At 74.7% G+C, this 23,365-nt stretch carries 20 protein-coding genes; 9 read left to right on the forward strand and 11 right to left on the reverse strand.

Annotated elements, in window-relative coordinates; all coding sequences use genetic code 11:
- Positions 1-32: 32 nt before the first annotated feature.
- Both xseA and KRAD_RS05495 read left to right on the forward strand, forming a co-directional pair.
- On the forward strand, positions 33-1,316 hold the full coding sequence (xseA, locus tag KRAD_RS05490) for an exodeoxyribonuclease VII large subunit (RefSeq protein WP_012084537.1): 1,284 nt from the start codon (positions 33-35) through the stop codon (positions 1,314-1,316).
- Positions 1,317-1,325: 9 nt separating this feature from the next.
- Entirely contained in the window at positions 1,326-1,562 is a 237-nt protein-coding gene (locus KRAD_RS05495) for an exodeoxyribonuclease VII small subunit (RefSeq protein WP_012084538.1), read from the forward strand.
- Between the two features lie 3 nt (positions 1,563-1,565).
- On the opposite strand, the gene KRAD_RS23975 is transcribed toward KRAD_RS05495, so the two are convergent.
- Positions 1,566-2,201, reverse strand: coding sequence for a DUF4245 domain-containing protein (locus tag KRAD_RS23975; RefSeq protein WP_012084539.1), 636 nt, complete (start codon positions 2,199-2,201; stop codon positions 1,566-1,568).
- Between the two features lie 172 nt (positions 2,202-2,373).
- Here KRAD_RS23975 and glpX point away from each other — a divergent pair, with 172 nt between their 5' ends.
- The gene (gene glpX, locus KRAD_RS05505) at positions 2,374-3,339 is read left to right on the forward strand and encodes a class II fructose-bisphosphatase (protein WP_083781967.1); all 966 of its coding nucleotides are present in this window, start codon (positions 2,374-2,376) and stop codon (positions 3,337-3,339) included.
- A complete protein-coding gene (locus KRAD_RS05510; RefSeq protein WP_012084541.1) occupies positions 3,339-4,289 on the forward strand; it encodes a carbohydrate kinase family protein in 951 nt (316 codons plus the stop codon). The genes glpX and KRAD_RS05510 overlap by 1 nt, the downstream gene beginning before the upstream one ends.
- Positions 4,290-4,310: 21 nt before the next feature.
- Here the strand turns inward: KRAD_RS05510 and KRAD_RS05515 are convergent, their stop codons facing one another.
- The 5 genes from KRAD_RS05515 to KRAD_RS05535 form a co-directional block, all read right to left on the reverse strand.
- Positions 4,311-5,744 (reverse strand): GNAT family N-acetyltransferase, encoded by a 1,434-nt coding sequence (locus KRAD_RS05515; protein WP_012084542.1) that lies wholly within the window; start codon positions 5,742-5,744, stop codon positions 4,311-4,313.
- 200 nt (positions 5,745-5,944) lie between these two features.
- The gene (locus KRAD_RS05520; protein ID WP_012084543.1) at positions 5,945-7,201 is read right to left on the reverse strand and encodes an ABC transporter ATP-binding protein; all 1,257 of its coding nucleotides are present in this window, start codon (positions 7,199-7,201) and stop codon (positions 5,945-5,947) included.
- 7 nt (positions 7,202-7,208) lie between these two features.
- The gene (locus KRAD_RS05525) at positions 7,209-8,042 is read right to left on the reverse strand and encodes a carbohydrate ABC transporter permease (RefSeq protein WP_041292729.1); all 834 of its coding nucleotides are present in this window, start codon (positions 8,040-8,042) and stop codon (positions 7,209-7,211) included.
- A 10-nt stretch (positions 8,043-8,052) separates the two neighbouring features.
- Positions 8,053-9,012: a carbohydrate ABC transporter permease gene (locus tag KRAD_RS05530; protein WP_012084545.1), complete on the reverse strand. Its 960-nt coding sequence runs from the start codon at positions 9,010-9,012 to the stop codon at positions 8,053-8,055.
- Positions 9,009-10,322 carry an extracellular solute-binding protein gene (locus tag KRAD_RS05535; RefSeq protein WP_012084547.1) on the reverse strand — a complete coding sequence of 438 codons (1,314 nt, stop codon included), beginning with the start codon at positions 10,320-10,322 and terminating at the stop codon, positions 9,009-9,011. The genes KRAD_RS05530 and KRAD_RS05535 overlap by 4 nt, the downstream gene beginning before the upstream one ends.
- A 206-nt stretch (positions 10,323-10,528) precedes the next feature.
- On the opposite strand from KRAD_RS05535, the gene KRAD_RS05540 reads away from it, so the two are divergent.
- Positions 10,529-11,944, forward strand: a complete 1,416-nt coding sequence (locus KRAD_RS05540) for a class II fumarate hydratase (protein WP_012084548.1) — start codon at positions 10,529-10,531, stop codon at positions 11,942-11,944.
- Between the two features lie 55 nt (positions 11,945-11,999).
- Positions 12,000-13,616 carry a Na+/H+ antiporter gene (locus tag KRAD_RS05545; RefSeq protein WP_041292730.1) on the forward strand — a complete coding sequence of 539 codons (1,617 nt, stop codon included), beginning with the start codon at positions 12,000-12,002 and terminating at the stop codon, positions 13,614-13,616.
- A 100-nt stretch (positions 13,617-13,716) separates the two neighbouring features.
- Here the strand turns inward: KRAD_RS05545 and rpsD are convergent, their stop codons facing one another.
- A complete protein-coding gene (gene rpsD / locus KRAD_RS05550) occupies positions 13,717-14,325 on the reverse strand; it encodes a 30S ribosomal protein S4 (RefSeq protein ID WP_012084550.1) in 609 nt (202 codons plus the stop codon).
- Positions 14,326-14,510: 185 nt separating this feature from the next.
- Here rpsD and KRAD_RS05555 point away from each other — a divergent pair, with 185 nt between their 5' ends.
- Positions 14,511-15,392 carry a DUF2470 domain-containing protein gene (locus KRAD_RS05555; protein WP_041291919.1) on the forward strand — a complete coding sequence of 294 codons (882 nt, stop codon included), beginning with the start codon at positions 14,511-14,513 and terminating at the stop codon, positions 15,390-15,392.
- A gap of 76 nt (positions 15,393-15,468) precedes the next feature.
- Here the strand turns inward: KRAD_RS05555 and KRAD_RS26520 are convergent, their stop codons facing one another.
- The 3 genes from KRAD_RS26520 to KRAD_RS05570 form a co-directional block, all read right to left on the reverse strand.
- Complete coding sequence (locus KRAD_RS26520) at positions 15,469-16,188, reverse strand: aggregation-promoting factor C-terminal-like domain-containing protein (protein WP_203417498.1); 720 nt, start codon at positions 16,186-16,188, stop codon at positions 15,469-15,471.
- Positions 16,189-16,598: 410 nt separating this feature from the next.
- Entirely contained in the window at positions 16,599-17,915 is a 1,317-nt protein-coding gene (locus KRAD_RS05565) for a PhoH family protein (RefSeq protein WP_041292732.1), read from the reverse strand.
- 359 nt (positions 17,916-18,274) lie between these two features.
- Positions 18,275-19,036: an isoprenyl transferase gene (locus KRAD_RS05570; protein WP_012084554.1), complete on the reverse strand. Its 762-nt coding sequence runs from the start codon at positions 19,034-19,036 to the stop codon at positions 18,275-18,277.
- A gap of 176 nt (positions 19,037-19,212) precedes the next feature.
- Here KRAD_RS05570 and KRAD_RS05575 point away from each other — a divergent pair, with 176 nt between their 5' ends.
- Both KRAD_RS05575 and trhA read left to right on the forward strand, forming a co-directional pair.
- On the forward strand, positions 19,213-20,541 hold the full coding sequence (locus KRAD_RS05575; RefSeq protein ID WP_012084555.1) for an extracellular solute-binding protein: 1,329 nt from the start codon (positions 19,213-19,215) through the stop codon (positions 20,539-20,541).
- 74 nt (positions 20,542-20,615) lie between these two features.
- Positions 20,616-21,290 (forward strand): PAQR family membrane homeostasis protein TrhA, encoded by a 675-nt coding sequence (gene trhA / locus KRAD_RS05580; RefSeq protein WP_041291920.1) that lies wholly within the window; start codon positions 20,616-20,618, stop codon positions 21,288-21,290.
- Here trhA and KRAD_RS05585 read toward each other — a convergent pair.
- Positions 21,275-23,329, reverse strand: coding sequence for a thioredoxin domain-containing protein (locus tag KRAD_RS05585; RefSeq protein WP_041292733.1), 2,055 nt, complete (start codon positions 23,327-23,329; stop codon positions 21,275-21,277). The genes trhA and KRAD_RS05585 overlap by 16 nt on opposite strands.
- Positions 23,330-23,365: the final 36 nt, after the last annotated feature.

Raw genomic sequence — 23,365 nt, forward strand, 5'->3', positions numbered from 1 at the left:
GAGCCGGGGCCCGCGGGGAGGGTTGGGGGAGGATGGGGCCCGTGCCCGCCGCCGACCCCGCCCCGCGCCTGCGCCCCACCACCGCCGGGGGGACGACGGCGGAGAACCCGTGGCCGGTGCGGCTGCTGGCGGCCAAGATGGACGCCTACATCGCGAAGATGCCCTGGACGTGGGTCGAGGGCCAGGTCGTGCAGGTCAACGACCGGCCCGGGGCCTCGGTGGTCTTCGTCACCCTGCGCGACGCCGACACCGACATGTCCCTGCCGGTGACGATCACCCGGCGCGTCCTGGGCCGCCTGCGCGAGACCCTGCCCGACGGCCTCGCCCACGGCACCCGGGTCGTCGTCCACGCCCGCCCGGAGTTCTTCGCCAAGCGCGGCACCCTGAGCCTGGCCGCCGACGACGTCCGCCCCGTCGGGGTGGGCGAGCTGCTGGCCCGCCTGGAGCACCTCAAGCGGGTGCTGCGCGGGGAGGGCCTCTTCGACGCCTCCCGCAAGCGCGCCCTGCCCTTCCTGCCGCGCACCGTGGGGCTGGTGTGCGGGCGGGCCAGCGCCGCCGAGCGCGACGTGGTGGAGAACGCGCGGCTGCGCTGGCCCTCGGTGCGCTTCGAGGTCCGCGAGGTCGCGGTGCAGGGCCCGAACGCCGTGACCGAGGTGGTGGCGGCGCTGGCCGAGCTCGACGCGCTGCCCGAGGTCGACGTCGTCGTCATCGCCCGCGGCGGGGGGGCCGTCGAGGACCTGCTGCCCTTCAGCAACGAGACCCTGCTGCGGGCCGTCGCGGCCGCCCGCACCCCCGTCGTCTCCGCCATCGGGCACGAGGTGGACTCCCCGCTGCTGGACCTGGTCGCCGACGTCCGCGCCTCCACGCCCACCGACGCGGCCCGCCGCGTCGTGCCCGACGCGGCGGAGGAGCTGGCCCGGCTGGAGGCCCTGCGCCGGCGGGTCCACCAGGCCGTCGACACCCGCGTGGAGCGCGAGGAGCACACCCTGGCCGCGCTGCGCAGCCGCCCGGTGCTGGCCGCCCCGCACGTCCTGGTCGACCGGCGCGCCCAGGAGGTCGACGACCTGCGCGCCCGCGCCCGCCGCGGGCTGGACCACCGGCTGGAGCGGGCCCGCGTCGACGTGGACCACCTGCGCACGAGCGTGCGGGCGCTGTCGCCGCGCTCGACGCTGCTGCGCGGGTACGCCGTGGTGCAGCGCCCCGACGGGGGGCTGGTCCGCACCCCCGCCGACGCCCCCGCGGGCACCCGGCTGCGGGTCCGACTGCCCGACGGGGAGGTGGCGGCGGTGGCCGCGCCGACGGGGCCGGACCAGTAGCCTCGCCCGGTGCCGGATCAGGACAGTCCCAGCGGGCTCAGCTACGAGCAGGCCCGCGACGAGCTCCTCGACGTGGTGCGCCGGCTGGAGACCGGCGGCACCGGCCTGGAGGAGGCCCTGGCGCTGTGGGAGCGCGGGGAGGCGCTGGCCGACCGCTGCCAGCAGTGGCTGGACGGCGCGCGCGCCCGCCTGGACGCCGCCCGCGCCGAGCCGGAGGCGGAGGGGGCGGAGGAGGGGTCGGGCTGAGGCTCAGGCCTTCGCGCCCCAGGGCGTGCCGGCCGCGTCCCAGCCGTCGAGGGTGGCGGTGGCGAGCTCGGCCAGGACGTCGTAGCCGCCCTCGCCGGTGACGAGCACGCTCACCCCGTCCTGGGTGCGCACGAGGCTGTAGCGCCGGCGGTCCTCCTGCAGGTACGCGTTCCAGTCCTGCCCCCGCACCGCGCGCGTCCCCTGCGCCGCGCCGCTCTGGGTCTGGGCCTTGAGCCAGCCGGGCGTGGTGTCGCGCGCGACCTCCAGGGCCAGGTACTCCCCCTCGTCGGTGCGGTAGCCCACGTGCCAGGTGATGACGTCGTCGGTGGAGCGGTTCACGTTGGCCGAGGTCGCCGTCCAGCCCGCCGGGCCGGCCGGGACGGCCGGGGCGAAGGACAGGTCCCCGGCGGCGCCCTGCGCGGCGTTGACCACGTCGACGGCGGGCTGCTCGATGGCGTTGGGCCGCGGCACCAGCCAGATCACCACCGCGACCAGGGCGAGGATGACGGCCATCGAGAGGACCATCGACTGCACGTTGCCGCCGCGGCGCGGACCGCGCGGGACCCCGCGGGGGTCCTCCCCGGAGGAGGGACCACCTGCGGGGGAGGTGCTGGCGTCGGGCGAACCGGTCGTGCTCACGTCCCCATGGTGACGGATAGCATCGGCACCCGACGACGCGCGTCGGCGGCCGGCCGCCCAGCAGGGGCAGCGGGCGCCGAGGTTCCAGGAGGCTCCCTTGTCCCAGAACACCTCGCCCTTGCTCCCCCCCGCCCTGGCCGTCGGCACCGAGGCCCCCGACCGCAACCTCGCCATGGAGCTGGTCCGGGTCACCGAGGCCGCCGCCATGGCCGGGGGCCGCTGGGTGGGGCGCGGTGACAAGAACAAGGCCGACGGCGCCGCCGTCAACGCCATGCGCACCCTCATCGGGACCGTCTCCATGAACGGCACCGTCGTCATCGGCGAGGGCGAGAAGGACAACGCGCCCATGCTCTTCAACGGCGAGCGCGTCGGCGACGGCACCGGCGCGGAGTGCGACGTCGCGGTGGACCCCATCGACGGGACGACGCTGACCGCGCGCGGCATGCCCAACGCCGTGGCCGTCCTCGCCGTCGCCGAGCGCGGCACCATGTACGACCCGTCCGCGGTGTTCTACATGGACAAGCTCGCCGTGGGTCCCGAGGCCGCCGACGTCGTCGACATCCGCCTGCCCGTGCGGGAGAACATCCGCCGCCTGGCCAAGGCGAAGAACCGCTGGGTGGAGGACATCACCGTCTGCATCCTCGACCGCCCCCGCCACGCGAAGCTGGCCGACGAGGTCCGCGACGCCGGTGCGCGCATCAAGTTCATCTCCGACGGCGACGTCGCCGGGGCGGTCATGGCCGCCCGCGAGGGCACCGGCGTGGACCTGCTGCTGGGCATCGGCGGCACCCCCGAGGGCATCATCACCGCCTGCGCCATGCACTGCCTGGGCGGGGCGATCCAGGGGCGCCTGGCCCCGCGCGACGACGACGAGAAGCAGAAGGCCCTCGACGCCGGCCACGACCTCGACGCCGTCCTCGACACCAAGGCCCTGGTGGCCAGCGACAACGTCTACTTCGTCGTCACCGGCATCACCGACGGCGAGCTCGTCGACGGCGTCCGCTACCGCGGCGACGTCATCACGACCTCGAGCATCGTCATGCGCTCCAAGTCCGGCACGATCCGCAAGGTCGACAGCGAGCACCAGCTCTCGAAGCTGCGCGCCTACTCCGCGGTCGACTTCACCGGCCCGCGCTGATGACGGGCACGACGTCGACGGGTTCCCCCCGGTCGCGGACCGTCGTCGTCGGCGAGGCCCTCGTCGACGTCGTGCGCACCGCCGGGTCCGCGACGGGCACCGAGCACCCCGGCGGTTCCCCGCTGAACGTCGCCTACGGGCTGGGCCGGCTGGAGCACGACGTCGCCCTGCTGACCCGCCTCGGCGACGACGAGCACGGCGCGCTGCTGCGCGCCCACCTGGACCGGGCCGGGGTGCAGCTGTTCCCCGGGACCGTCGACGCCGACCCGACGGCGGTGGCGCGCGCCGAGATCGACGCCGAGGGCAAGGCCACCTACGACTTCGACCTGCTCTGGCGGGTCCCCGAGGTCGAGCTCGCCCCGGACGTGACCCTGGTGCACACCGGCTCGATCGGCGCGGCGGTCTCCCCCGGCGCCGAGACCGCCCTGAGCCTGCTGCGCTCGGTGCGCGGGCGGGCGACGACGAGCTACGACCCCAACGTGCGGCCGGCCTTCTTCGACGGGCCCGCCCGGGCGCTGGCCCGCGTCGAGGAGTTCGTCGACGCCGCCGACGTCGTCAAGGCCTCCGACGAGGACCTGGCCTGGCTGCTGCCCGGGGAGGATCCGGAGGTCGTCGCGCACCGCTGGCAGACCCGGGGCCCGGCGCTGGTCGTGGTGACCCGCGGCAGCGCGGGCGCCATCGCCGTCTCCGGGGCCGGGACCCTGCACGTCCCCGCACCGCGGGTCGACGTGGTGGACACCGTGGGTGCCGGGGACGCGTTCATGTCGGGCCTGCTGCACGCCCTGCACGAGCACGACCTGCTCGGGGCGCAGGGCCTGCCCCGGTTGCGCCACCTCGGGCTGGGGACGCTGGAGTCGCTGGTGGCCACCGCGATCCGCTCGGCGTCGATCACCTGCTCGCGCGCGGGCGCGAACCCGCCCACCCGCGCGGAGCTGACCGCCCCGGCCTGATCCCGGACCGGGCGGGGCCCGTCAGCGGCGACGCAGCAGCTTGCGGGCCGCGCCCGGCCACCGCGGCGCGGGCAGCTTCGGGGTCGGCAGCTTCGACGCGAGCGGCTTCGGGGTCGGCAGCTCCGGCGCGGGCGGCTTCGGCTTCGCTCGCCCCCGGGTGGGCAGCGCGGGCCGGGGCAGCGCGGGCCGGGGCAGGGCGGCCCGCCGGCGGGCGAGGTCGCCCAGCACCCGCTCCGCGGCGCCGCTGACGGCGTCGACCCCCCGCCCGATCCGCTCGTGGCGGCGCAGCTCGTCGCGGTAGGAGCGGCGCAGCAGGCTGACCCGGTCCACCAGCGCGGGCAGCGGCTCGCGGGTGGCGGGGGCCAGCAGCAGCCGGACGGTGTGCCGGGTCGTGGGGTCCAGCCGGCGCTTGTACGCCTCGTCCCCGCGCAGCAGGTCCAGCTCCCGGTACCCGCTGACCAGGGCCCGGCGCCGGATGCGCAGCAGCAGCAGCGTCCCGGGCCCGGTCGCGGCGTAGCGGGCCCGGTAGGACTGCACGTAGCCGTGCAGCGCGGTGGGCCCGGCCAGGCAGAACGCGTAGGCCACCAGCTCCCCGTCCAGGCGCAGCCCGGACAGCTGCACCACCCCGGGGGGCGTGGTGCGCAGGACCTCGGTGAGGGTGCGCCCGGAGGCGCCGCGCCACGGCCGGCGCCGGTGCGCGGCCCGTGGGTGGGCGTCGTCGACCTCGGCGAGTTCGGCGACGAGCTCGTCGAGGTGGTCGGCGGCCGCGTCGGGGTCGCGCTCGCGCAGCTCGGCGACGTCGTGGAGCAGGTCGTCGACGACGACGAGGTCCCCGAGCTCGGCCAGCCGGCGCCACTGCCGGCGTTCCTCGTGGCGGGCGTGGCGGCGTAGGCGGGTGTCGTGCTCCTCGACGGTGGCCGGCAGCGGGAGGGCGTGGACGGTGGCCTGGCGCAGGGTGCGGACCGTGTAGCCGCGGGCCCGGGCCCACTCGGCCACCAGCCCCGGCAGCTCTCCCTCCGCGGGCACCTGCTCCAGGTCGAGCAGCGCCCCGGGGACCTCGCGCAGCGCGCCGTCGACGACGGCGGCGACCAGCCGGGAGGTGGGGACGCCGGCGTCCGGGTCGGCCAGCACCGCGGCGTAGTCGCTGGCGCCGGCGCCGAGGAAGGTCAGCAGCGGGCGGGAGCCGAGCAGGACGGTGAACGCGCCGAGGGCCAGCAGGCGGCCGTCGCGGCGGACGCTGACGAGCAGCGGCTCCCCCGCGCCGAGGTGGGTGTGCACGGCGCGCAGCCAGTCGGGGCCGGTGAAGGGCGGCTGACCCGCGCGGGCGGCCAGGGCGCGCCACTCCGGGACGGGGGCGCCCTCCAGGCCGCGGCGGACGGTGACCGAGAGGCCGTGGGCGGGGTCGCGGACCAGCGCGAGGTCCCCGGCGGTCTCGAGGGCGAGCGCGTCAGTCACCCTCGTCCGCCTCCGCCGTGTGCGCGCCCTCCCCGGTGGAGGATCCGTGCGCACGATATCCGCGCGCGGCCCGCCCGGGGCGGAGTCCCGGCGCTCGCCACGCCACTATCGACGCACCGTCACCACCCCTCACGCAACGCACTGCGGCGGCGGTCTCGCGGGTTCCCGCGGGACCGCCGCCGCGGCGGGGAGGGGGTGCGTCAGGCGGTGGCGGGGGTGCGCGCGGCCTGCTGCTGCGCCCGTTCCAGCGACCGCTTGCGCAGCGCCTCGGACTGCTCGCCGATCTTCCTGGCCCTCTCCTCGTCGCGGGTGAGGTTCACCCCGCTGGAGGGGTCGAAGACGTGCATCCGCCGCGGGTCGAACCACAACCGGGCCGCGTCCCCGTCGCGCACGGAGCTCATGGCGTCCAGGGTCACGACGAGCTGGTTGCGCAGGCTCTCCCCGTCCAGCTCGCGGTCGAGCTCCTCGAGCTGCTTCCTCGTCTCGGCCTCCGCCTCGAAGGGGACGTAGGCGTACAGCTCGTTGCCCAGCCACTCGGTGACGTCGACCTGCACGTCGAAGGTCACCGCCCCCGCCGGGGCGTCGGTGACCTCGACGTCGTCGAAGTGCTCGGGGCGGACGCCCACGATGAGCAGCTTCCCGTCGTGCTCCCCGCCCACGACGGCCGGCTTGGGCACGGTGCCGAAGGGCAGCTCCAGGACGTCCCCGCGCACCCGCGCGGGGAGGAAGTTCATCGGCGGGGAGCCGATGAACCCGGCCACGAAGAGGTTCACGGGCTGTTCGTACAGCTCCCGCGGGCTGGCGACCTGCTGCAGGACGCCCTTGCGCAGGACGGCGACGCGGTCGCCCAGGGTCAGGGCCTCGGTCTGGTCGTGGGTGACGTAGACGGTCGTCGTGGCCAGGGCGCGCTGCATGCGGGCGATCTCGGTGCGCATCTGCCCGCGCAGCTTCGCGTCGAGGTTGGACAGCGGCTCGTCGAAGAGGAACGCCTTGGCGTCGCGCACGATGGCGCGCCCCATCGCCACCCGCTGACGCTGCCCGCCGGAGAGGTTGGCGGGTTTGCGGTCCAGGTGGTCGTTGAGCTCGAGCATGTCCGCCGCCCGCTGCACCCGGCCCGCGATCTCGCTCTCGGGCACCTTGGAGTGGTTCAGCCGCAGCGGGAAGGCGATGTTCTCCCCCACCGTCAGGTGCGGGTACAGGGCGTAGTTCTGGAAGACCATGGCCAGGTCGCGGTCGCGCGGGGCCAGGTCGTTGACGCGCTTGCCGTCGATGAGCAGGTCGCCCTCGGAGATGTCCTCCAGGCCGACGATCATCCGCAGCAGCGTGGACTTCCCGCAGCCGGAGGGGCCCACGAGGATGACGAACTCCCCGTCGGCGATGTCCAGGCTCACGTCGTTGATGGCCGGGAAGCCGTCGCCGTACCTCTTGACGAGGTTCCTCAGTTCGATGCGTGCCATGTCCTGATCAACCCTTCACGGCGCCGTTGGTGAGACCCGCGACGATCCTGCGCTGGAAGACCAGGGCGAGGAGGACCACGGGGATGGTGACGATGACGGCCGCGGCGGAGATCGCACCCGTCGGCTGGACGAAGTAGCTGGACCCGGTGAAGCTCGACAGCGCCGCCGGCACCGGCTGGGCCCTCGACGTCGAGGTCAGCGAGATGCCGAACACGAAGTCGTTCCAGGCGATGAAGAAGGCGATGATCGCCGTGGTGAACACCCCCGGCGCGGCCAGCGGGACGATGACCTTGCGGAAGGCCTGCCAGCTGGTGGCGCCGTCGACCTGCGCCGCCTGCTCCATGTCCCAGGGGATCCCGCGGAAGAACGCCGACATCGTCCAGATCGAGATCGGCAGCGTCAAGGCCAGGTAGGGGATGATGAGGCCAGGGATCGTGTCGTAGAGCCCGACCCGGCGCCACAGGTTGAACAGCGGGGTCACCATCGTGATGACGGGGAACACCGCCACGGCCAGGGCGCTGGTCAGCACGACCCGCTTGCCGGGGAAGTTCAGCCGGGCGATGGCGTAGGCGGCGAACATCGCCAGCACCACCGCGATGAGCGTCGCGATGAGGCAGGTGATGACGGAGTTGCGCAGGGCGGGCAGGAACAGGTCCGAGCCGCTGCCGGCGAAGATGCCGCTGTAGTTCTCCGTCGTCCACTGGGTGGGGAAGAACTTCTTGTTGGCCAGGTCCGACTCGGACTTGAAGCTCATCGAGACGATGTAGGCGACCGGCAGGACCGCGTAGAGGACGATCAGCAGCGCCCCGAGGTACCAGCCGAGCTTCTCCTTGGTGGACATCGCACCCATGTCAGCCCTCCCCTCGTGCTCGCGCCAGGTCGACCTTGAAGACCTTGATCGCGAGGAAGCAGATCACCAGGACGCAGACGAACAGCAGCACCGAGACCGCGGAACCGAGCCCGATCTCCAGCCGGCTGATCGTCTGGTTGTAGGCCAGGGCCGAGACGGTCTGGGTACCCGCCGCGCCCTGGGTCATGATGTAGACGTTGTCGAAGATGCGGAACGCGTCGAGGGCGCGGAACAGCAGCGCCACCATGATCGACGCCTTCATGTTCGGCAGGGTGACCCGCCACAGCCGTTCCCACGCCGTCGCGCCGTCGACCTTGGCGGCCTCGATGGTGTCCGAGGGCACCTGGGCCAGCCCGGCCAGCAGCAGCAGCGAGATGAACGGCGTGGTCTTCCAGATCTCCGACAGGCAGATGACCAGCAGCGCGGTCCACTTGTTGGCGAACCAGTCGAAGTCCTCGCCGACGCCGGGGACGACGGAGTTCATGAACCCCGTCGTGAGGGCGAACGCGTACTGCCAGGCGTAGGCCGAGACGACCGTGATGACGGCGTAGGGCACCAGGATCGCGGTGCGCACGATGGGCCGCAGCCAGCCGAGGACCTTGTGCATGACCATGGCCAGGGCGAAACCCAGGACCAGCTCGATCGCGACGGTCACCACCGTGATGAGGACGGTGTTGACCATCGCCTCCCACCACAGCGAGTCCGTGAGGATGACCCCGTAGTTGCGCAGGCCGATGAACTCGCGGTCGCCGGGGGCGGTGAGGCGGTAGCTGAACAGCGACTCGTAGAGGGCCTGCAGGATCGGGTACCCGGTGACGGCGACGAGGATGACGAAGGCGGGCCCGGCCAGGTACCAGCCGAGCTTCGCCTCCGCCCGGGCCTTGTCGCTGCTGCGGGCCTTGCCCGGTTTCCCGGCGGCGGGGCGCGCCCCGGCGGCGCGCGGGGTGGTCGTGGCGCTCACAGCAGCTTCTCCCCCTTGAGCACTTGCCCGATGTACTCCTGCGAGGCCGACGGGGTGCGGTCGGAGACGCTGGAGACCGGCTGCCACTGGTCGGCGATGCCCTGGCTGACCTCGTTGTAGTACGCCGTCTGCGGTCGCGGCGCGGCGGCCTGCAGCGACGTGCGGATGGCGTCGTACATCGGGTACGCCTCCTGCACCTCGGGGTCGTCGTAGACCGACTCCAGCGCGGCCGGGTTCCCGTCCGAGACCATGTAGGCGGCCTGGTTCTCCTCCGACACGATGCACTGCAGCGCCTCGTAGGCCGCGTCGGTGTTCTCCGAGAACGCGCTGACGGCGATGTCGATGCCGCCCAGCGGCGGGGCCGCCGGGGTGCCCTCGGCCATCGCCGGGTAGGTCGTCCAGCCGTAGTCGTCGAAGACCGCCCGGTCCATCGTGCCGCCCTCGGCGGCGGCCTTGCCCTGGGCGTAGACGAAGGGCCAGTTCACCATGAACGCCGCGCCCTCCTGCTGGAACAGGTTGGCCGTGGCCGCCTCGTCGCGGTTGTCGATGCCCGGGCCCCCCACCCCGGCGTCGGCGATCCGCTGCATCACCGCGGCGGCCGCCTTCCCCGCCTCGGAGTCGATCCCGAGGCGGATGTCGGGGCCCTTGGCGTCGGGGTTCTCGATGACCTCGCCCCCGGCGGAGGCAATCATCGCGTTGACCCACACCGTCATCGACTCCGCGCGCTGGCCCTGGACGCCGATGGCGGTGTCCTGGGCCTGCGCCGCCTCGATGAGCTGCTGCCAGGTCACCGGCTTCGTCATGTCCAGGCCCGCGGCCTCGGCGACGGACTTGCGGTACCAGAGCAGCTGGGTGTTGGCCCAGAACGGGACGGCGACGAGCTCGTCCTTCCACGTCGCGCCCTGGACGGCACCGTCCACGACCCCGTCGGTGAAGGTGGCCCGCAGGTCCTCGGGCACGGGGGCGAGGAACCCCGCCTCCGACGTCTCCGGCACGAAGACCGGGTCCAGGCTCATGAGGTCGATCGAGGTGTCCCCGCCGGCGAGGCGGCGCATGAGCTGCTCGCGCTGCTGGGCGGCGTCGCTGGGGAGGATCGACACCTCGATCGAGTACGCGCCGCCGGAGGCGGCGCTGCAGTCCTCGGCGATCTTCTGCTGCCCGCCGTTGTCGGGGTTGATGTACCAGTTCAGGGTCGGCGTCCCCGTCGCCGCCGATCCGTCCCCGCACGCCGTCAGCGAGCCGGCCAGCACGACGCCGACCCCCGCCACGGCCACGAGTCGGCGCCACCTTCCGGACGTCCTGCCGTCCACCGCTCCTCCTCGACGTCGTCGTCTGGATCGTCTGCACGGATGTCTGTGCGGTTCGTGCGTCTCGTTCGTTGGCCATGCCTACACCTCCCCCCCGCGCGACGCCATCCGGAAGATCGCGAGTCGCCGAGGTCTCGTCGGATCGTGAGCGGAGCGTGATCTGCCGACCGTCCGCGCACCCCGGGCGGGGTCCTTGGCAGGATGGGCCCATGGTCACCGACGCCCCCGCACCCGATCCCCGCGCCGAGTTCCGCATCGAGCACGACACCATGGGGGAGGTCAGGGTCCCGGCCGCGGCGAAGTACCGCGCGCAGACGCAGCGGGCCGTGGAGAACTTCCCGCTGTCGGGCACCGGCCTCGAACGCGCCCACATCGAGGCGCTCGCCCGGATCAAGAAGGCCGCCGCGCTGGCCAACGCCGAGCTCGGCGTCCTGGCCGAGGACCTCGCCCGCGCCGTCGCCGACGCCGCCGAGGAGGTCGCGACCGGCCGCTGGGACGCGGAGTTCCCCGTCGACATCTTCCAGACCGGTTCGGGCACCAGCTCCAACATGAACGCCAACGAGGTCATCGCGACGCTGGCCACCGAGCGCTTCGGCTCCCCCGTGCACCCCAACGACCACGTCAACGCCTCGCAGTCCTCCAACGACGTCTTCCCCACCTCCGTGCACGTCGCCGCGACCTCGGCCGTCGTCAACGAGCTGGTGCCGGCGCTGCGCCACCTCGAGGCGTCGCTGCGGCGCAAGGCCGTCGAGTGGGCCGAGGTCGTGAAGTCCGGGCGCACCCACCTCATGGACGCCACCCCGGTGACCCTGGGCCAGGAGTTCGCCGGCTACGCGGCGCAGGTGAAGCGCGGGATCGAGCGGGTCGAGGCAACCGTCGTGCGCGTCGCCGAGGTCCCCCTGGGCGGGACGGCCGTCGGCACCGGCATCAACACCCCGCCCGGGTTCCCGCAGCGGGTCATCGAGCTGCTCGCCGCCGACACGGGCCTGCCCCTGACCGAGGCCGAGGACCACTTCGAGGCCCAGGGCGCCCGCGACGCGCTGGTGGAGCTGTCCGGGGCCCTCAAGGTCGTCGCCGTCAGCGTCACGAAGATCTGCAACGACCTGCGCTGGATGGGGTCCGGGCCGCGCACCGGTCTCGGCGAGCTCCGGCTGCCCGACCTGCAGCCGGGGTCCTCGATCATGCCCGGCAAGGTGAACCCGGTCGTGCCGGAGGCGGCGCTCATGGTCTGCGCGCAGGTCGTCGGCAACGACGCCGCGGTGACCTGGGCCGGGGCCAGCGGCGCCTTCGAGCTCAACGTCCAGATCCCGGTGATGGCCCGCAACGTCCTGGAGTCCGCGCGGCTGCTGGGCAACGCGGCGAAGCTGCTGGCCGACCGCACCGTCGACGGCCTCGAGGCCGACGTGGAGGCCTGCCGCCGGTTCGCGGAGTCCTCCCCCTCCATCGTCACGCCGCTGAACCGGGTGATCGGCTACGAGGCGGCCGCGAAGGTCGCCAAGCACGCCGTGGCCACCGGCTCCACGGTGCGCGAGGCCGTCGTCGCGCTCGGCTTCGTCGAGCGCGGCGAGGTCAGCGAGGAGCAGCTCGACACCGCCCTCGACGTCATGTCGATGACCCACCCCTGAGGTGTCCGGCCGGGGCCGGCGCGCCGACGCCGGCTCCCGGCCCGACACTGGCCCGGTGCTCCCCCAGCTGCTGCTCGTCCTGGTGGGCGCCCTGGCGCTGACCATCGTCTCCGTGCGCCGCGGCTGGCAGGCCCCGCTGGTGCTGGCGGTGTGCGGGGCGGCGGTCTCCTTCGTCCCGGGGCTGCCGCGGCTGGAGCTGCCGCCCGACGTCATCCTGTCGGTGGTCCTGCCCCCGCTGCTGTTCTCCACGACGACCGGCTTCTCCTGGCGCGGCTTCGTGCGGCGGTGGCGCTCCATCACCAACCTCGGGGTGCTGCTCGTCGTCGTCACCACGGCCGCGGTGGGGGCGGTGGCGGCCTACGCCGTGCCCTGGCTGGGCCTGGGCACCGCCCTGGTGCTCGCGGCGGTCGTCTCACCCCCCGACGCGGTGACGGCGGTGGCCATCGGGGGCCGCCTGGGGCTGCCCACCCGGGTGCTGACGACCCTCAAGGGCGAGAGCCTCGTCAACGACGCCGCGGCCCTGACGCTGTTCTCCACCGCGACCGCCGCGGTGGCCGGCACCGAGACCCTCGTCGAGAACCCCGTGCTGTTCTTCCTCGTCGAGGCCGCCGGCGGGATCCTGCTCGGGGCGGTCCTCGGCCGCCTGGTGCACCTGGTGCGGACCCGCCTGCACAACCCGGCGAACATGACGGCGCTGGCGGTGCTGACCCCCTTCACCGCCTACGCGGTGGCCGAGGCGCTGGAGACGTCCGGGGTGCTGGCCGTCGTCGCCGCCGGGTTCGCGCTCTCGCGCCGCTCGGTGCGCACCGTCTACGCCACCCGCATCGCCGAGCGGGAGGTGTGGAACCTGCTGGACGTGCTCCTGGAGGCCTTCGTCTTCGCCTACCTGGGGCTGCAGTTCCGCTTCCTGCTCGCCGACGCCCTCGACGCGGGGACCAGCGCGACCGGGCTGCTGGGCGCCGGTCTCGTCGTGCTCGCCGCCGTCGTCGCCGTCCGCGCGGTCTGGGTGCTGGGCGGTGGTCTGCTCATGCGCCGGGTGCTGCACGGGCGGTTCTCCCCCGGCGGGCGGCACTACACCGCCCGGGAGGACCTGGTGATCGCCTGGACCGGCATGCGGGGGGTGGTGACGCTGGCCGCGGCGGCGGGCATCCCCGCCACCACGAGCACCGGGGAACCCTTCCCGCACCGGGCGGACCTGCAGGTGCTGGCCTTCGGCGTCGCGGTCGGCACGCTGCTGCTGCAGGGTTCGACGCTGCCGGCGCTGATCCGGCGCCTGCACCTGGAGGCCCCGGAGGAGCGGGAGTGGCTGGACGAGCAGCGGCGCCGGGCGCGGGAGCTGTCCTCGCGCACCGCGCGGGCGGAGCTGCGCGCGGCCCACGACGAGGCCGGGGACCCGGTGCAGCGCCACGTGGCCGAGCTGGTCCTGGAGCGCGCCGAGCAGCTGGCGGCGCTGCGCGCGGCCGACGACGCCGACCAGGAGGCCGCCTCGGAGGGGCGCCGCGCGGCGGAGACCGGGGTGGCGCTGCGGCGCAGGGCGATCCGCGCTCAGCGGGCGGCGCTGGTCGCGGCCCAGGAGGAGGGGCGCATCGCCGAGGAGGCCGTCGCGGAGGCCCTGGAGCAGCTCGACCTCGACGAGGCGTCGCTGTCGCACCGCAGCTCGCCGCGGCTCTGAGGGACGGTCCCGCCGCGGTCCTGCCGTGGTTTCGCGCGGAGACGACGACGGGCGCCGACCCCCGTGGGGACCGGCGCCCGTCGTGCGCGGTGCGGCAGGCTCAGCGCGAGTAGTACTCGACGACGAGCTGCTCGTCGCAGGTCACGGGGATCTGCTCGCGGACCGGGAGGGCGTTCACCGTGGCGGTGAGGTCCTCGCGCTCCACGGCCAGCCAGCCCGGGATCTCGTTGTCGCTCCAGCCGCCCTCGCGGGCGACGATGAACGGCGTCTTGGTCTTGGAGCGAGGGGCGACCTCGATCGTCTGGCCGACGACGACGCGGAACGAGGGGCGGTCGACGCGGCGACCGTCGACGACGATGTGGCGGTGCACGACCATCTGGCGGGCCTGGTAGATGGTGCGGGCGAAGCCGGCGCGCCAGACGACGGCGTCGAGACGCGTCTCGAGCAGCTGCACCAGGTTCTGACCGGTCTTGCCGGGCTTGCGCTTGGCCAGGTCGTAGGCGCGGCGCAGCTGCGTCTCGCTCACGTCGTACTGGAAGCGCAGGCGCTGCTTCTCCCGCAGCTGCGTCGCGTAGTCCGACGCCTTCTTCTGCTTGCGGCCGTGCATGCCCGGGGGGTACGGACGGCGGTCCATGAAGCGGGCGGCCTTCGGCGTGAGGGCCACCCCGAGCGCGCGGCTGATGCGCACCTTGGGTCGGGCGTTGTTCATTCCACTCTCCTGATCGTAAGGTGAGCCTGGCCTCACTCGAGAAGTGCTCGAGAGGCCAGGACGATCGCGCCCGAGGAGGCACTGTGACCCACCGGATCCAGGGGACCCGGCCGACCACGGCACCAGCCCCCCGAGGGCCGGGGGGTTCGGAGCGCACCGATCCCAACTCTACGGCCTCCGAGGGGGTGCCCCCGACCACGCCCGCCCGCCCCACGCCCGCCCAGTGGGCGCGCACCCTGGCCGTGGGCACCGTGACCGGCACCCTGCACCTGCCCCCCGCCCCGCGGGAGCCCGCCCACCGCTGCGGTCACGGGGAGCCCGACGTCCTCGCCGCCACCGCCCCCGCGCGCGGGCGCAGCGCCGGGTCCCGCACCGAGACCCACCCCGTCCAGCACCTCACCGACGCCTGGGGCGGCCTGCTGCTGCTCGTGGACGACGGCTCGCCGCTGCACCGGCGCTTGCTGGAGCTGGAGACCGACGGCCGCTGGAACGGGGTCCCGGCCGTCCTCGACGTCCTCGACGTCCCGCCGGGGCAGGCCGCCCTCCCCCGCGCCCGGCTCTGCGTCACCGGCTGGGTGGAGTCGATCCTGCCCGCCGACCAGCGCCGGGTCGCGCAGACCGCGGCCGCGGTGCGCCCGCTGGGCGCCCTGCTCGACGTGGGGGCCACCCGCAGCGTCTGGCGCCTGGAGGTGGGCGACGTGCGGGTCACCACCGCCGGGGGCGTGCACCTGCTGGAGGACGACGAGTTCACCGCGGCCGCCCCCGACCCGCTGTACGACGACGAGGACGGCATCGTCGTGCACCTGGAGACCCGGCACCGGGACGCGCTCGTCGGCTGGGTCCTCGACGCGCTGCCGCCGGAACGGGCGCGCGAGACCCGGGAGGTCGCCGTCGTGGGCGTGGACCGCTACGGCCTCGACGTCCTGGTCACGATCGGGTCGGGCACCACGACGCTGCGGGCGGCGTTCCCCGAGCCGGTGCAGCACGAGCACGACGTCGTCCGGGCGCTGTGCGGGTTGTTCGGCTGCCCGTGCGGGGGGGCCGGGCGGGCGGAGCACCGCGCCTGAGCCGGTCACGGCCGGGGACCCCGTCGTCCCCGGCCGCCCGCGCGGCGCCGCGATCAGCCCCGGGGGCCGGTCGCGGTCAGTACCAGTTGTTGGCCTCGGAGTGCGACCACGCCCGGCACGGGGTGCCGTAGCGGTTCTCGATGTAGCCCAGGCCCCAGGTGATCTGGGTCACCGGGTTGGTCTCCCAGTCGGCCCCGGCGGAGGCCATCTTGCTGCCGGGCAGGGACTGCGGGATGCCGTAGGCGCTGGAGGTGGGGTTGTCGGCCGCGTAGTCCCAGCCGCTCTCCTTGGTCCACAGCGAGTCGAGGCAGGAGAACTGCTCCTCGCCCCAGCCGCGGTCGGCGGCCATGATCCGCGCGACGGACCGGGGGTCGCGCTGCGCGTTGCGGGTGGCCTCCGCGGCGGCCTGCGCGCGGGCCTCCTCGGCCAGGCGGGCGGCCTCCGCGGCCAGGCGGGCGGCTTCCGCGGCGGCGGCGGCCTCGGCGGCGGCGCGCTCCTGGGCCAGGCGCTGGTCGCTGGCGGCGCGGACGTCGGACTGCGCGAACCAGGCGGCGGAGGTCGTGGTCTGCCGCTGCAGCTCGGCGGCCTGCAGGATGCGGTCGGGCACCGCGGCCTCGGCCTGCGGGGCGGGGCCGGAGGTGAGGGCCGCGCCGGCCAGGACGCACGCGGAGACCGCGACGACGCCGGGGGCGGCGATCCGGGCCAGGCGCCGGCGGGGAGCGCGACGCTGCCCGCGGGTGGTGGCGGGGGTGGGTTCCTGCTCGTCCGTGAGCTCGTGGAGACGGTGGGGCGGCAAGCCGGGCCTTCCGACGATCGCCCGGCCCACGCCCGGTCGAGCACGTCCACCTCTCGGCCGGGTCGTGGCCCCCTGCGGGAGGGGGCGTCACCGTGGGACCCGATCGCCGGGGGCGCTCGCGGCGCCGTCCGGGTCGATGTCGTCGGCGTGCGGGGCGTCCTGCGGAGCCCACCGGCCGACGGCGTCGAGGTGCTGTCGTCCGGGAACGCTGCCCCGCCGACGGGGGTCGAGGCAAACGCCGACCCCCGCTTTCGTCACGGTGAGGTCACACGATAGCTACGATGCGTCGACATTTGTGGAACATCTCACAGGGATCGACCCCCGCGCGGGTGGTTTGACGCTAGGGGCGGGCAGGAGGTTCCGGGCCGGGACACCCCACCGGTCCCGGAACCACCCGCCCCACCCGTCCCTCAGGCCCCGAAGTCCGAGAGCAGCTCCGTCACCAGGGCCGCCACCGGCGAGCGCTCCGAGCGCGTCAGGGTGACGTGGGCGAACAGCGGGTGGCCCTTGAGCGCCTCGACGACGGCCGCGACCCCGTCGTGGCGGCCGACCCGCAGGTTGTCCCGCTGCGCCACGTCGTGGGTCAGCACCACCTTCGAGCCCTGCCCGATGCGCGAGAGCACCGTCAGCAGGACGTTGCGCTCCAGCGACTGCGCCTCGTCGACGACGACGTAGGAGTCGTGCAGCGAGCGCCCGCGGATGTGGGTCAGCGGCAGGACCTCGAGCATCCCCCGGTCCACGACCTCCTCGAGGACGTGCGGGGAGACCAGCGCCTCCAGGGTGTCGAACACCGCCTGGCCCCAGGGGCCCATCTTCTCGGCCTCGCTGCCGGGCAGGTACCCCAGCTCCTGGCCGCCGACGGCGTACAGCGGCCGGAAGACCACGACCTTGCGGTGCTCGCGGCGCTCCATGACGGCCTCCAGACCGGCCGCCAGCGCCAGCGCCGACTTTCCCGTCCCCGCCCGCCCCCCGAGGGAGACGATGCTGACGGTCGGGTCGAGCAGGGCGTCCAGGGCGATCCGCTGCTCCGCGGACCGGCCCCGGACCCCGAACGCCTCGCGGTCGCCCTTGACCAGGCGCAGCTGCTTGTCGGCGCCGACCCGGCCCAGCGCGTGCCCGCGCGGGGAGGAGAGCACGACCCCGGTGTTCACGGGGAGCTGGCGGACCTCGGCGGTGTCGAGCGCCCCGGCGTCGTACAGCGTCGCCACGTCCTCGGCGGTGGCGGTCAGCTCCGTGACGCCCGTCCAGCCGGAGTCGGGGGCGAGCTCGGCGCGGTACTCGTCGGCGGTGAGGCCGACGGCGGAGGCCTTCACGCGCAGCGGCACGTCCTTGGAGACCACCGTGACCCGGTGGCCCTCGTCGGCCAGGTTGCGGGCCACGGCCAGGATGCGGGTGTCCCCGGCGGTGGCGAGCGGGCCGTTGCGCAGCGCCGAGGGCAGGGTCGAGACGTCGGAGTGGTTCAGCTCCACCCGCAGGGTGCCGCCCTGCTCCCCGACGGGCACCGGCGCGTCGAGGCGGCCGAACTCCACCCGCAGGTCGTCCAGACGGCGCAGCGACTCCCGGGCGAAGTAGCCCAGCTCGGGGTGGTGCCGCTTGCCCTCCAGCTCGCTGACGACGACCAGCGGCAGGACGACGTCGTGCTCGGCGAAGCGCGTCAGCGCCCCGGGGTCGGAGAGCAGGACGGAGGTGTCCAGGACGAAGGTCTGACGGTCGGGGTCGGGGGGCACCGCGCCCGCGCGGGCGGGGGTCGGGGTGTGCGGCGCGGCGGGGCTGGGGCTGGAGCTGGTGACCACGGACGTCTCCCGTTCTCGGGGGCGCGGGGCGCGCGTGCGCCCGGCCCCCCTCAGCAGCGGCGGACCGGGACCTCAGGCCACCCCGCGGGCGACCCGGGCCGGGCCTCCCCGCTGCGCTCGACAGCTCGCACGGTGACCTCCCGAGCGGGCGGCGGACACCGCCCGGCTGGGACCGACGCTATCGGCCGGTCCCCCGGCGGGGCGGTCGAACACGCGGCCCGTCGCACGATCGGAGGTGAGCAGTCGGTGACGCGCGGGTGACGTCCGCGCGCCGGGGCCCGGACGGGGACGGCTCAGGCGCCGAAGCGCCGTTCCCGCGCGGCGTAGGCGCGCAGCGCGCGGAGGAAGTCGACCTTGCGGAAGTCCGGCCAGAGGACCTCGGTGAAGAAGAACTCCGAGTGGGCGCTCTGCCAGAGCAGGAACCCCGACAGCCGCTGCTCCCCGGAGGTGCGGATGACGAGGTCGGGGTCGGGCTGGCCCTTGGTGTAGAGGTGCGCGGCGATGTGCTCGACGTCGAGGACCTCGGCGAGCTCCTCCAGCGTGGTCCCCCGCTCGGCGTGCTCGAGCAGCAGCGAGCGGACGGCGGCGGCGATCTCCTGCCGGCCGCCGTAGCCGATGGCGACGTTGACGACGCCGGAGGTGATGCCCGCGGTGGCCTCGGCGAGCTCGCGCAGCCGCGCGGCGCTGGCGTCGGGCAGCAGCTCCAGCGAGCCGACCGGGTGGACCTTCCACCGCCGCCGCGCGGCGACCCGGGCCACGGCGTCCTCGACGATCTCGATGAGGGGTTCGAGCTCCTCGGCGGGCCGGCTGAGGTTGTCGGTGGAGAGCAGGTAGAGCGTGACGACCTCGATGCCCTCGTCGGCGCACCACTCCATGACCTCGACGACCTTGTCGGCCCCGGCCCGGTGCCCGTGGGAGCTGGGGGCGCCGAAGGCCTTGGCCCAGCGGCGGTTCCCGTCGAGGATGATCCCCACGTGGCGGGGCAGCGCGTCGGAGTCGAGCGAGCGTTCCAGCCGCCGCCCGTACGCGCTGTAGAGGAGATCGCGGAGGCCCATCGGCGCTCACCGTACACGCGCCGCTTCACCGGGACGGAGGCATCCCGCGCGGCGTCCTTGACCGGGTCCCGGGACGTACCTACTGTCGTCGCACCGGCACCGACGCCGGTCCCCCGGGACGGCGTGCCCGGGGCGTGGCAGCCGCGACGACGCGGCTCGGCACAGCGGAGAACCACATGGCCACCACCACCTCGCGTCGATCCCTGCTGACCCTGGCCCTGGCGGCTCCCCTGGCGGGGACGGTGCTCGCCGGCTGCGGCGGCGACAGCGGCCCGGGGGCCGCGGCCGGGGGGGACGGGGCGACCATCTGGATCCTCACGGGCCAGCCCGTCGAGGGCATCCGCACGGACGCCATCGAGGCCTTCAACGAGGCCAACCCGGACAGCGCGCTGACCGTCTCGTCGTTCCAGAACGACGCGTTCAAGGCCAAGATCAAGACGGCCATCGGCGCCGGCGAGGCGCCGACGATCATCTGGACCTGGGGCGGCGGCGGTCTGCGCAACTACGTCGAGAACGGCCAGGTCGAGGACCTCACCTCGTTCTTCGAGGAGACGCCGGCGATCAAGGAGCAGATCTTCGAGACCGCCTTCGGCGCCGCCACCGTCGACGGCAAGGTCTACGCCGTGCCGTGCGAGGACGTCTCGCCGATCGTCCTCTTCTACAACAAGCGGGTCTTCGAGAAGGTCGGCGCGCAGCCCCCCACCACCTGGGGGGAGGTCATGGAGCTGGTGCCGGTGTTCAACGCCGCGGGCATCGCCCCGTTCTCCCTGGGCGGGCAGTCCCGGTGGACGAACATGATGTGGCTGGAGTTCCTCTACGACCGCATCGGCGGCCCGGAGGTCTTCCAGGCCGTCTTCGACGGCCAGCCGGACGCCTGGTCGAACCCGGCCTCCATCGAGGCGCTGACCCAGCTGCAGGACCTCGTGCGCGCCGACGGGTTCGTCAAGGGCTTCGCCTCCATCACCGCGGACTCCAACGCCGACCAGGCGCTGCTGTACACCGACAAGGCCGCGATGATGGTCCACGGCACCTGGACCTACGGCAGCATGAAGTCCGACGGCGGCGACTTCGTCACCGGCGGGCACCTGGGCTGGATGAACTTCCCGCCCGTCGAGGGCGGCGCGGGCGACCCGAGCAACACCGTCGGCAACCCCTCGGCCTACTACGCGCTGTCCTCCAAGGCCACCGAGGAGCAGAAGACGGCCGCCAAGAAGTACTTCGCCGAGGGCCTCAACACCGACGAGACGACGAAGGCGTGGATCTCGGTGGGCTCGGTGCCGATCATCAAGGGCTCCGACAGCCAGTTCTCCTCCTCCGAGGACGCCGAGTGGCTGCAGTTCGTCTACGACATCGCCAGCGGTGCGGCCACCTTCACCCAGTCCTGGGACCAGGCGCTGTCGCCCACGGCGGCCGAGGCGCTGCTGGACAACATCGAGAAGCTCTTCGGCCTCTCGATCACGCCGCAGCAGTTCGCCGACGCCATGAACGCGGTCATCGGCTCCTGAGCCGCGCGGTGCCCGGGGCGGGCGGGGCGCCCCGGGCGCCCGGCCCGCCCCGCCGCAGCGGTTACCGTGCGGGGATGGCCGACGTGACCGACGACCCCGCCGACCTGCTGGCCGCGGTGAAGCCGCGGCTGCGGGGGTGGCTGCACGCCGGGACGTTCCCGGTGGTCCTGGCCGCCGGGGCCGTGCTGGTGGCCCTGGCCCCCACGACCGGGTCGCGGCTGGCCGCGCTGGTCTTCGTCGTCACCGCGGCCCTGCTGTTCGGCACCAGCGCCGTCTACCACCGCGGGACCTGGTCGCCGCGGTGGGCGGGGGTGCTGCGCCGCGCGGACCACAGCAACATCTTCCTCATCATCGCCGGCACCTACACGCCGCTGGCGGTGACGACGCTGCCCCCCGACGACGCCCGGTCCCTGCTGACGCTGGTCTGGGCGGGCGCCGCGGCGGGGGTGGTCTTCCGGCTGTTCTGGATCGGGGCCCCGCGCTGGCTCTACACCCCCGTCTACGTCGCCCTCGGCTGGGTGGCGGTGGGCTACCTGGGGAGGTTCGCCGACGGCGGCGGGACGGCCGTCGCGGTGCTCGTGGCGGTCGGCGGAGCGGTGTACTCCCTCGGGGCGGTCGCCTACGCCACCAAGCGCCCGAACCCCAGCCCGCGCTGGTTCGGGTTCCACGAGGTGTTCCACGCCTGCACCGTCCTGGGCTTCGCCGCGCACAGCACGGCGATCGCGCTGGCGACCTACCGCCTGGTCTGAACCGCCGCGGCCAGGGCCTCCACGGAGGTCGTGGGCGCCTCGCACACCTGACCCCGGCAGACGTACGCCGCGGGCCGGCCGCCGACGAGCCCCCGCTCGGCCAGCAGCGCGGGCTCCACCTCCCCCGGCGTCCCGCGCACCACGACCAGCCCGGGGGCGGTGCCCGCGAGCGCCGTCCGGTGCAGCGCCGCGGCGGCGGCGTCCCCGGCGGCCCCCACGACGGCGACCTCGCGGGGCCCGTCGGCCAGCGCCTCGGCCACGGCCAGCCCCCAGCCGGCGAAGCGGGGCGCGTCGGCGGCGACGGGCCCGACGGCGCCCAGGGCCGTCAGCGCCGCGTCGCGGAACCGGGCCTCACCGGTGAGCGCGCCGAGGCTGAGCAGGACCCCCGCGGCCGCCGAGGTCCCCGACGGGGTGGCCCCGTCGGAGGGGTCGGCGGGGGCGCCGGCGCCCCCGCGCGCGGCGGTCAGCGCGGGGTCCGCGTCGGCGACGTCGACGAGCCGCCCCGCGGCGTCGGCGAAGCGGTCCAGGACCTCCTCGCCGAGGCCGCGGGCGACCTCGAACCAGCGCCGCTCCCCCGTCGCGGCGTGCAGGGCCAGCAGCCCCTCGGCGAGGTCGGCGAGGTCCTCCAGCACGGCCGCGGGACGACCGGCGACGCCGTCGCACGACACCCGCCGCCAGCCGCCGTCGACCCGGTGGACCTCCACGAGGAACCGGGCGGCGCCGTCGGCGGCCAGCAGCAGGTCCGGGCGCCCCAGGACCGCCCCCGCCTCGGCCAGCGCCGCGATCGCCAGCCCGTTCCAGGCCAGCACGACCTTGTCGTCGCGGGCGGGCTGGGGGCGGTCCGCGCGCGCCGCGGCGAGCCGTCCGCGCACCCGCGACCAGCGCTCGACCTCCTCGCCGGTGAGCTCCCGGGTGAGGCGGGCCGTGGAGGTGCCGTGCTCGAAGGTGCCGGCCTCGGTGACCCCGAGCAGCTCCACCGCCCAGGGCCCGTCGTCGATGCCGAGGACCTCCACGAGGTCCCCGGGCGTCCACACGTAGGTGGCGCCCTCGACGGCGTGCTCCTGCCCGGCGGCGTCCAGCACGGGGGTGTCGGCGTCCAGGGAGGCCGCGAACGCGCCCTGGGGGGTGCGCAGGTCGGCCAGCAGGAACTCGCAGGTCCGCTCCGCGACCCGGCGGTGCTCGAGCGACCCCGTCGCGCGGTGGGAGTGCAGGTAGGCGCGGGCCAGCAGCGCGTTGTCGTAGAGCATCTTCTCGAAGTGCGGGACGACCCAGCCGGCGTCGACGGCGTAGCGGGCGAAGCCGCCGCCGACCTGGTCGGCCATCCCGCTGCGGGCCATCGCCGTCAGGGTCCGCTCGGCGAGCCCGGCGGCGAGGCCGGAGCCGGTCCGCGCGGCGTGGCGCAGCAGGAACTCCACGACCGTCGACGGCGGGAACTTCGGCGCCCCGCCGAAACCGCCGTGGACGGTGTCCTCCTCCGCGGCCAGCGCCTCCACCGCCGCGGCCAGCGCGGCGGCGCCGGGGACGTCCCCGGTCGCGGGGGTCGCCGCCCCCAGCGCCGCCGCGATCCGCCCGCTGGAGGCGAGGACCTCCCCGCGCCGCTCCCGCCACGCCTCGTCGACCGCGGCGAGCACCTGCCGGAAGGAGGGGACCTGCGGGTGCGGGCGGGGCGGGAAGTAGGTGCCGGCGAAGAACACCTCCCCCTCGGGGGTGGTGAACGTCGTCATCGGCCAGCCGCCGTGGCCGGTCATCGCCGTCGTCGCGGCCATGTGCACCGCGTCGACGTCGGGACGCTCCTCCCGGTCGACCTTCACGCAGACGAACCGGGCGTTCATCTCCGCCGCCGTCCGCGCGTCCTCGAAGGACTCGTGGGCCATGACGTGGCACCAGTGGCAGGCCGCGTAGCCGGTGGAGACGAGGACGGGCACGTCGCGCTCGCGCGCCTCCGCGAACGCCGCCGGCCCCCACTCCTGCCAGTCGACGGGGTTGTCGGCGTGCTGGAGCAGGTAGGGGCTGGTCGAGCGGGCGAGGCGGTTGGGCACGACGGCCACGCTGCCACAGACCTGCGGGGCGGGCCC

This window comes from Kineococcus radiotolerans SRS30216 = ATCC BAA-149, from assembly GCF_000017305.1.
Taxonomy (GTDB): Bacteria; Actinomycetota; Actinomycetes; order Actinomycetales; family Kineococcaceae; genus Kineococcus; species Kineococcus radiotolerans.

Bases quoted from the DNA above. Each gene is read 5' to 3' on its own strand.
- xseA (WP_012084537.1), top strand. From the start codon at position 33: ATGGGGCCCGTGCCCGCCGCCGACCCCGCCCCGCGCCTGCGCCCCACC.
- KRAD_RS05520 (WP_012084543.1), bottom strand. From the start codon at position 7,201: ATGGCACGCATCGAACTGAGGAACCTCGTCAAGAGGTACGGCGACGGC.
- glpX (WP_083781967.1), top strand. From the start codon at position 2,374: ATGGAGCTGGTCCGGGTCACCGAGGCCGCCGCCATGGCCGGGGGCCGC.
- KRAD_RS05570 (WP_012084554.1), bottom strand. From the start codon at position 19,036: ATGGGCCTCCGCGATCTCCTCTACAGCGCGTACGGGCGGCGGCTGGAA.
- KRAD_RS05510 (WP_012084541.1), top strand. From the start codon at position 3,339: ATGACGGGCACGACGTCGACGGGTTCCCCCCGGTCGCGGACCGTCGTC.
- KRAD_RS05575 (WP_012084555.1), top strand. From the start codon at position 19,213: ATGGCCACCACCACCTCGCGTCGATCCCTGCTGACCCTGGCCCTGGCG.
- KRAD_RS05540 (WP_012084548.1), top strand. From the start codon at position 10,529: ATGGTCACCGACGCCCCCGCACCCGATCCCCGCGCCGAGTTCCGCATC.
- KRAD_RS05525 (WP_041292729.1), bottom strand. From the start codon at position 8,042: ATGTCCACCAAGGAGAAGCTCGGCTGGTACCTCGGGGCGCTGCTGATC.
- rpsD (WP_012084550.1), bottom strand. From the start codon at position 14,325: ATGAACAACGCCCGACCCAAGGTGCGCATCAGCCGCGCGCTCGGGGTG.
- trhA (WP_041291920.1), top strand. From the start codon at position 20,616: ATGGCCGACGTGACCGACGACCCCGCCGACCTGCTGGCCGCGGTGAAG.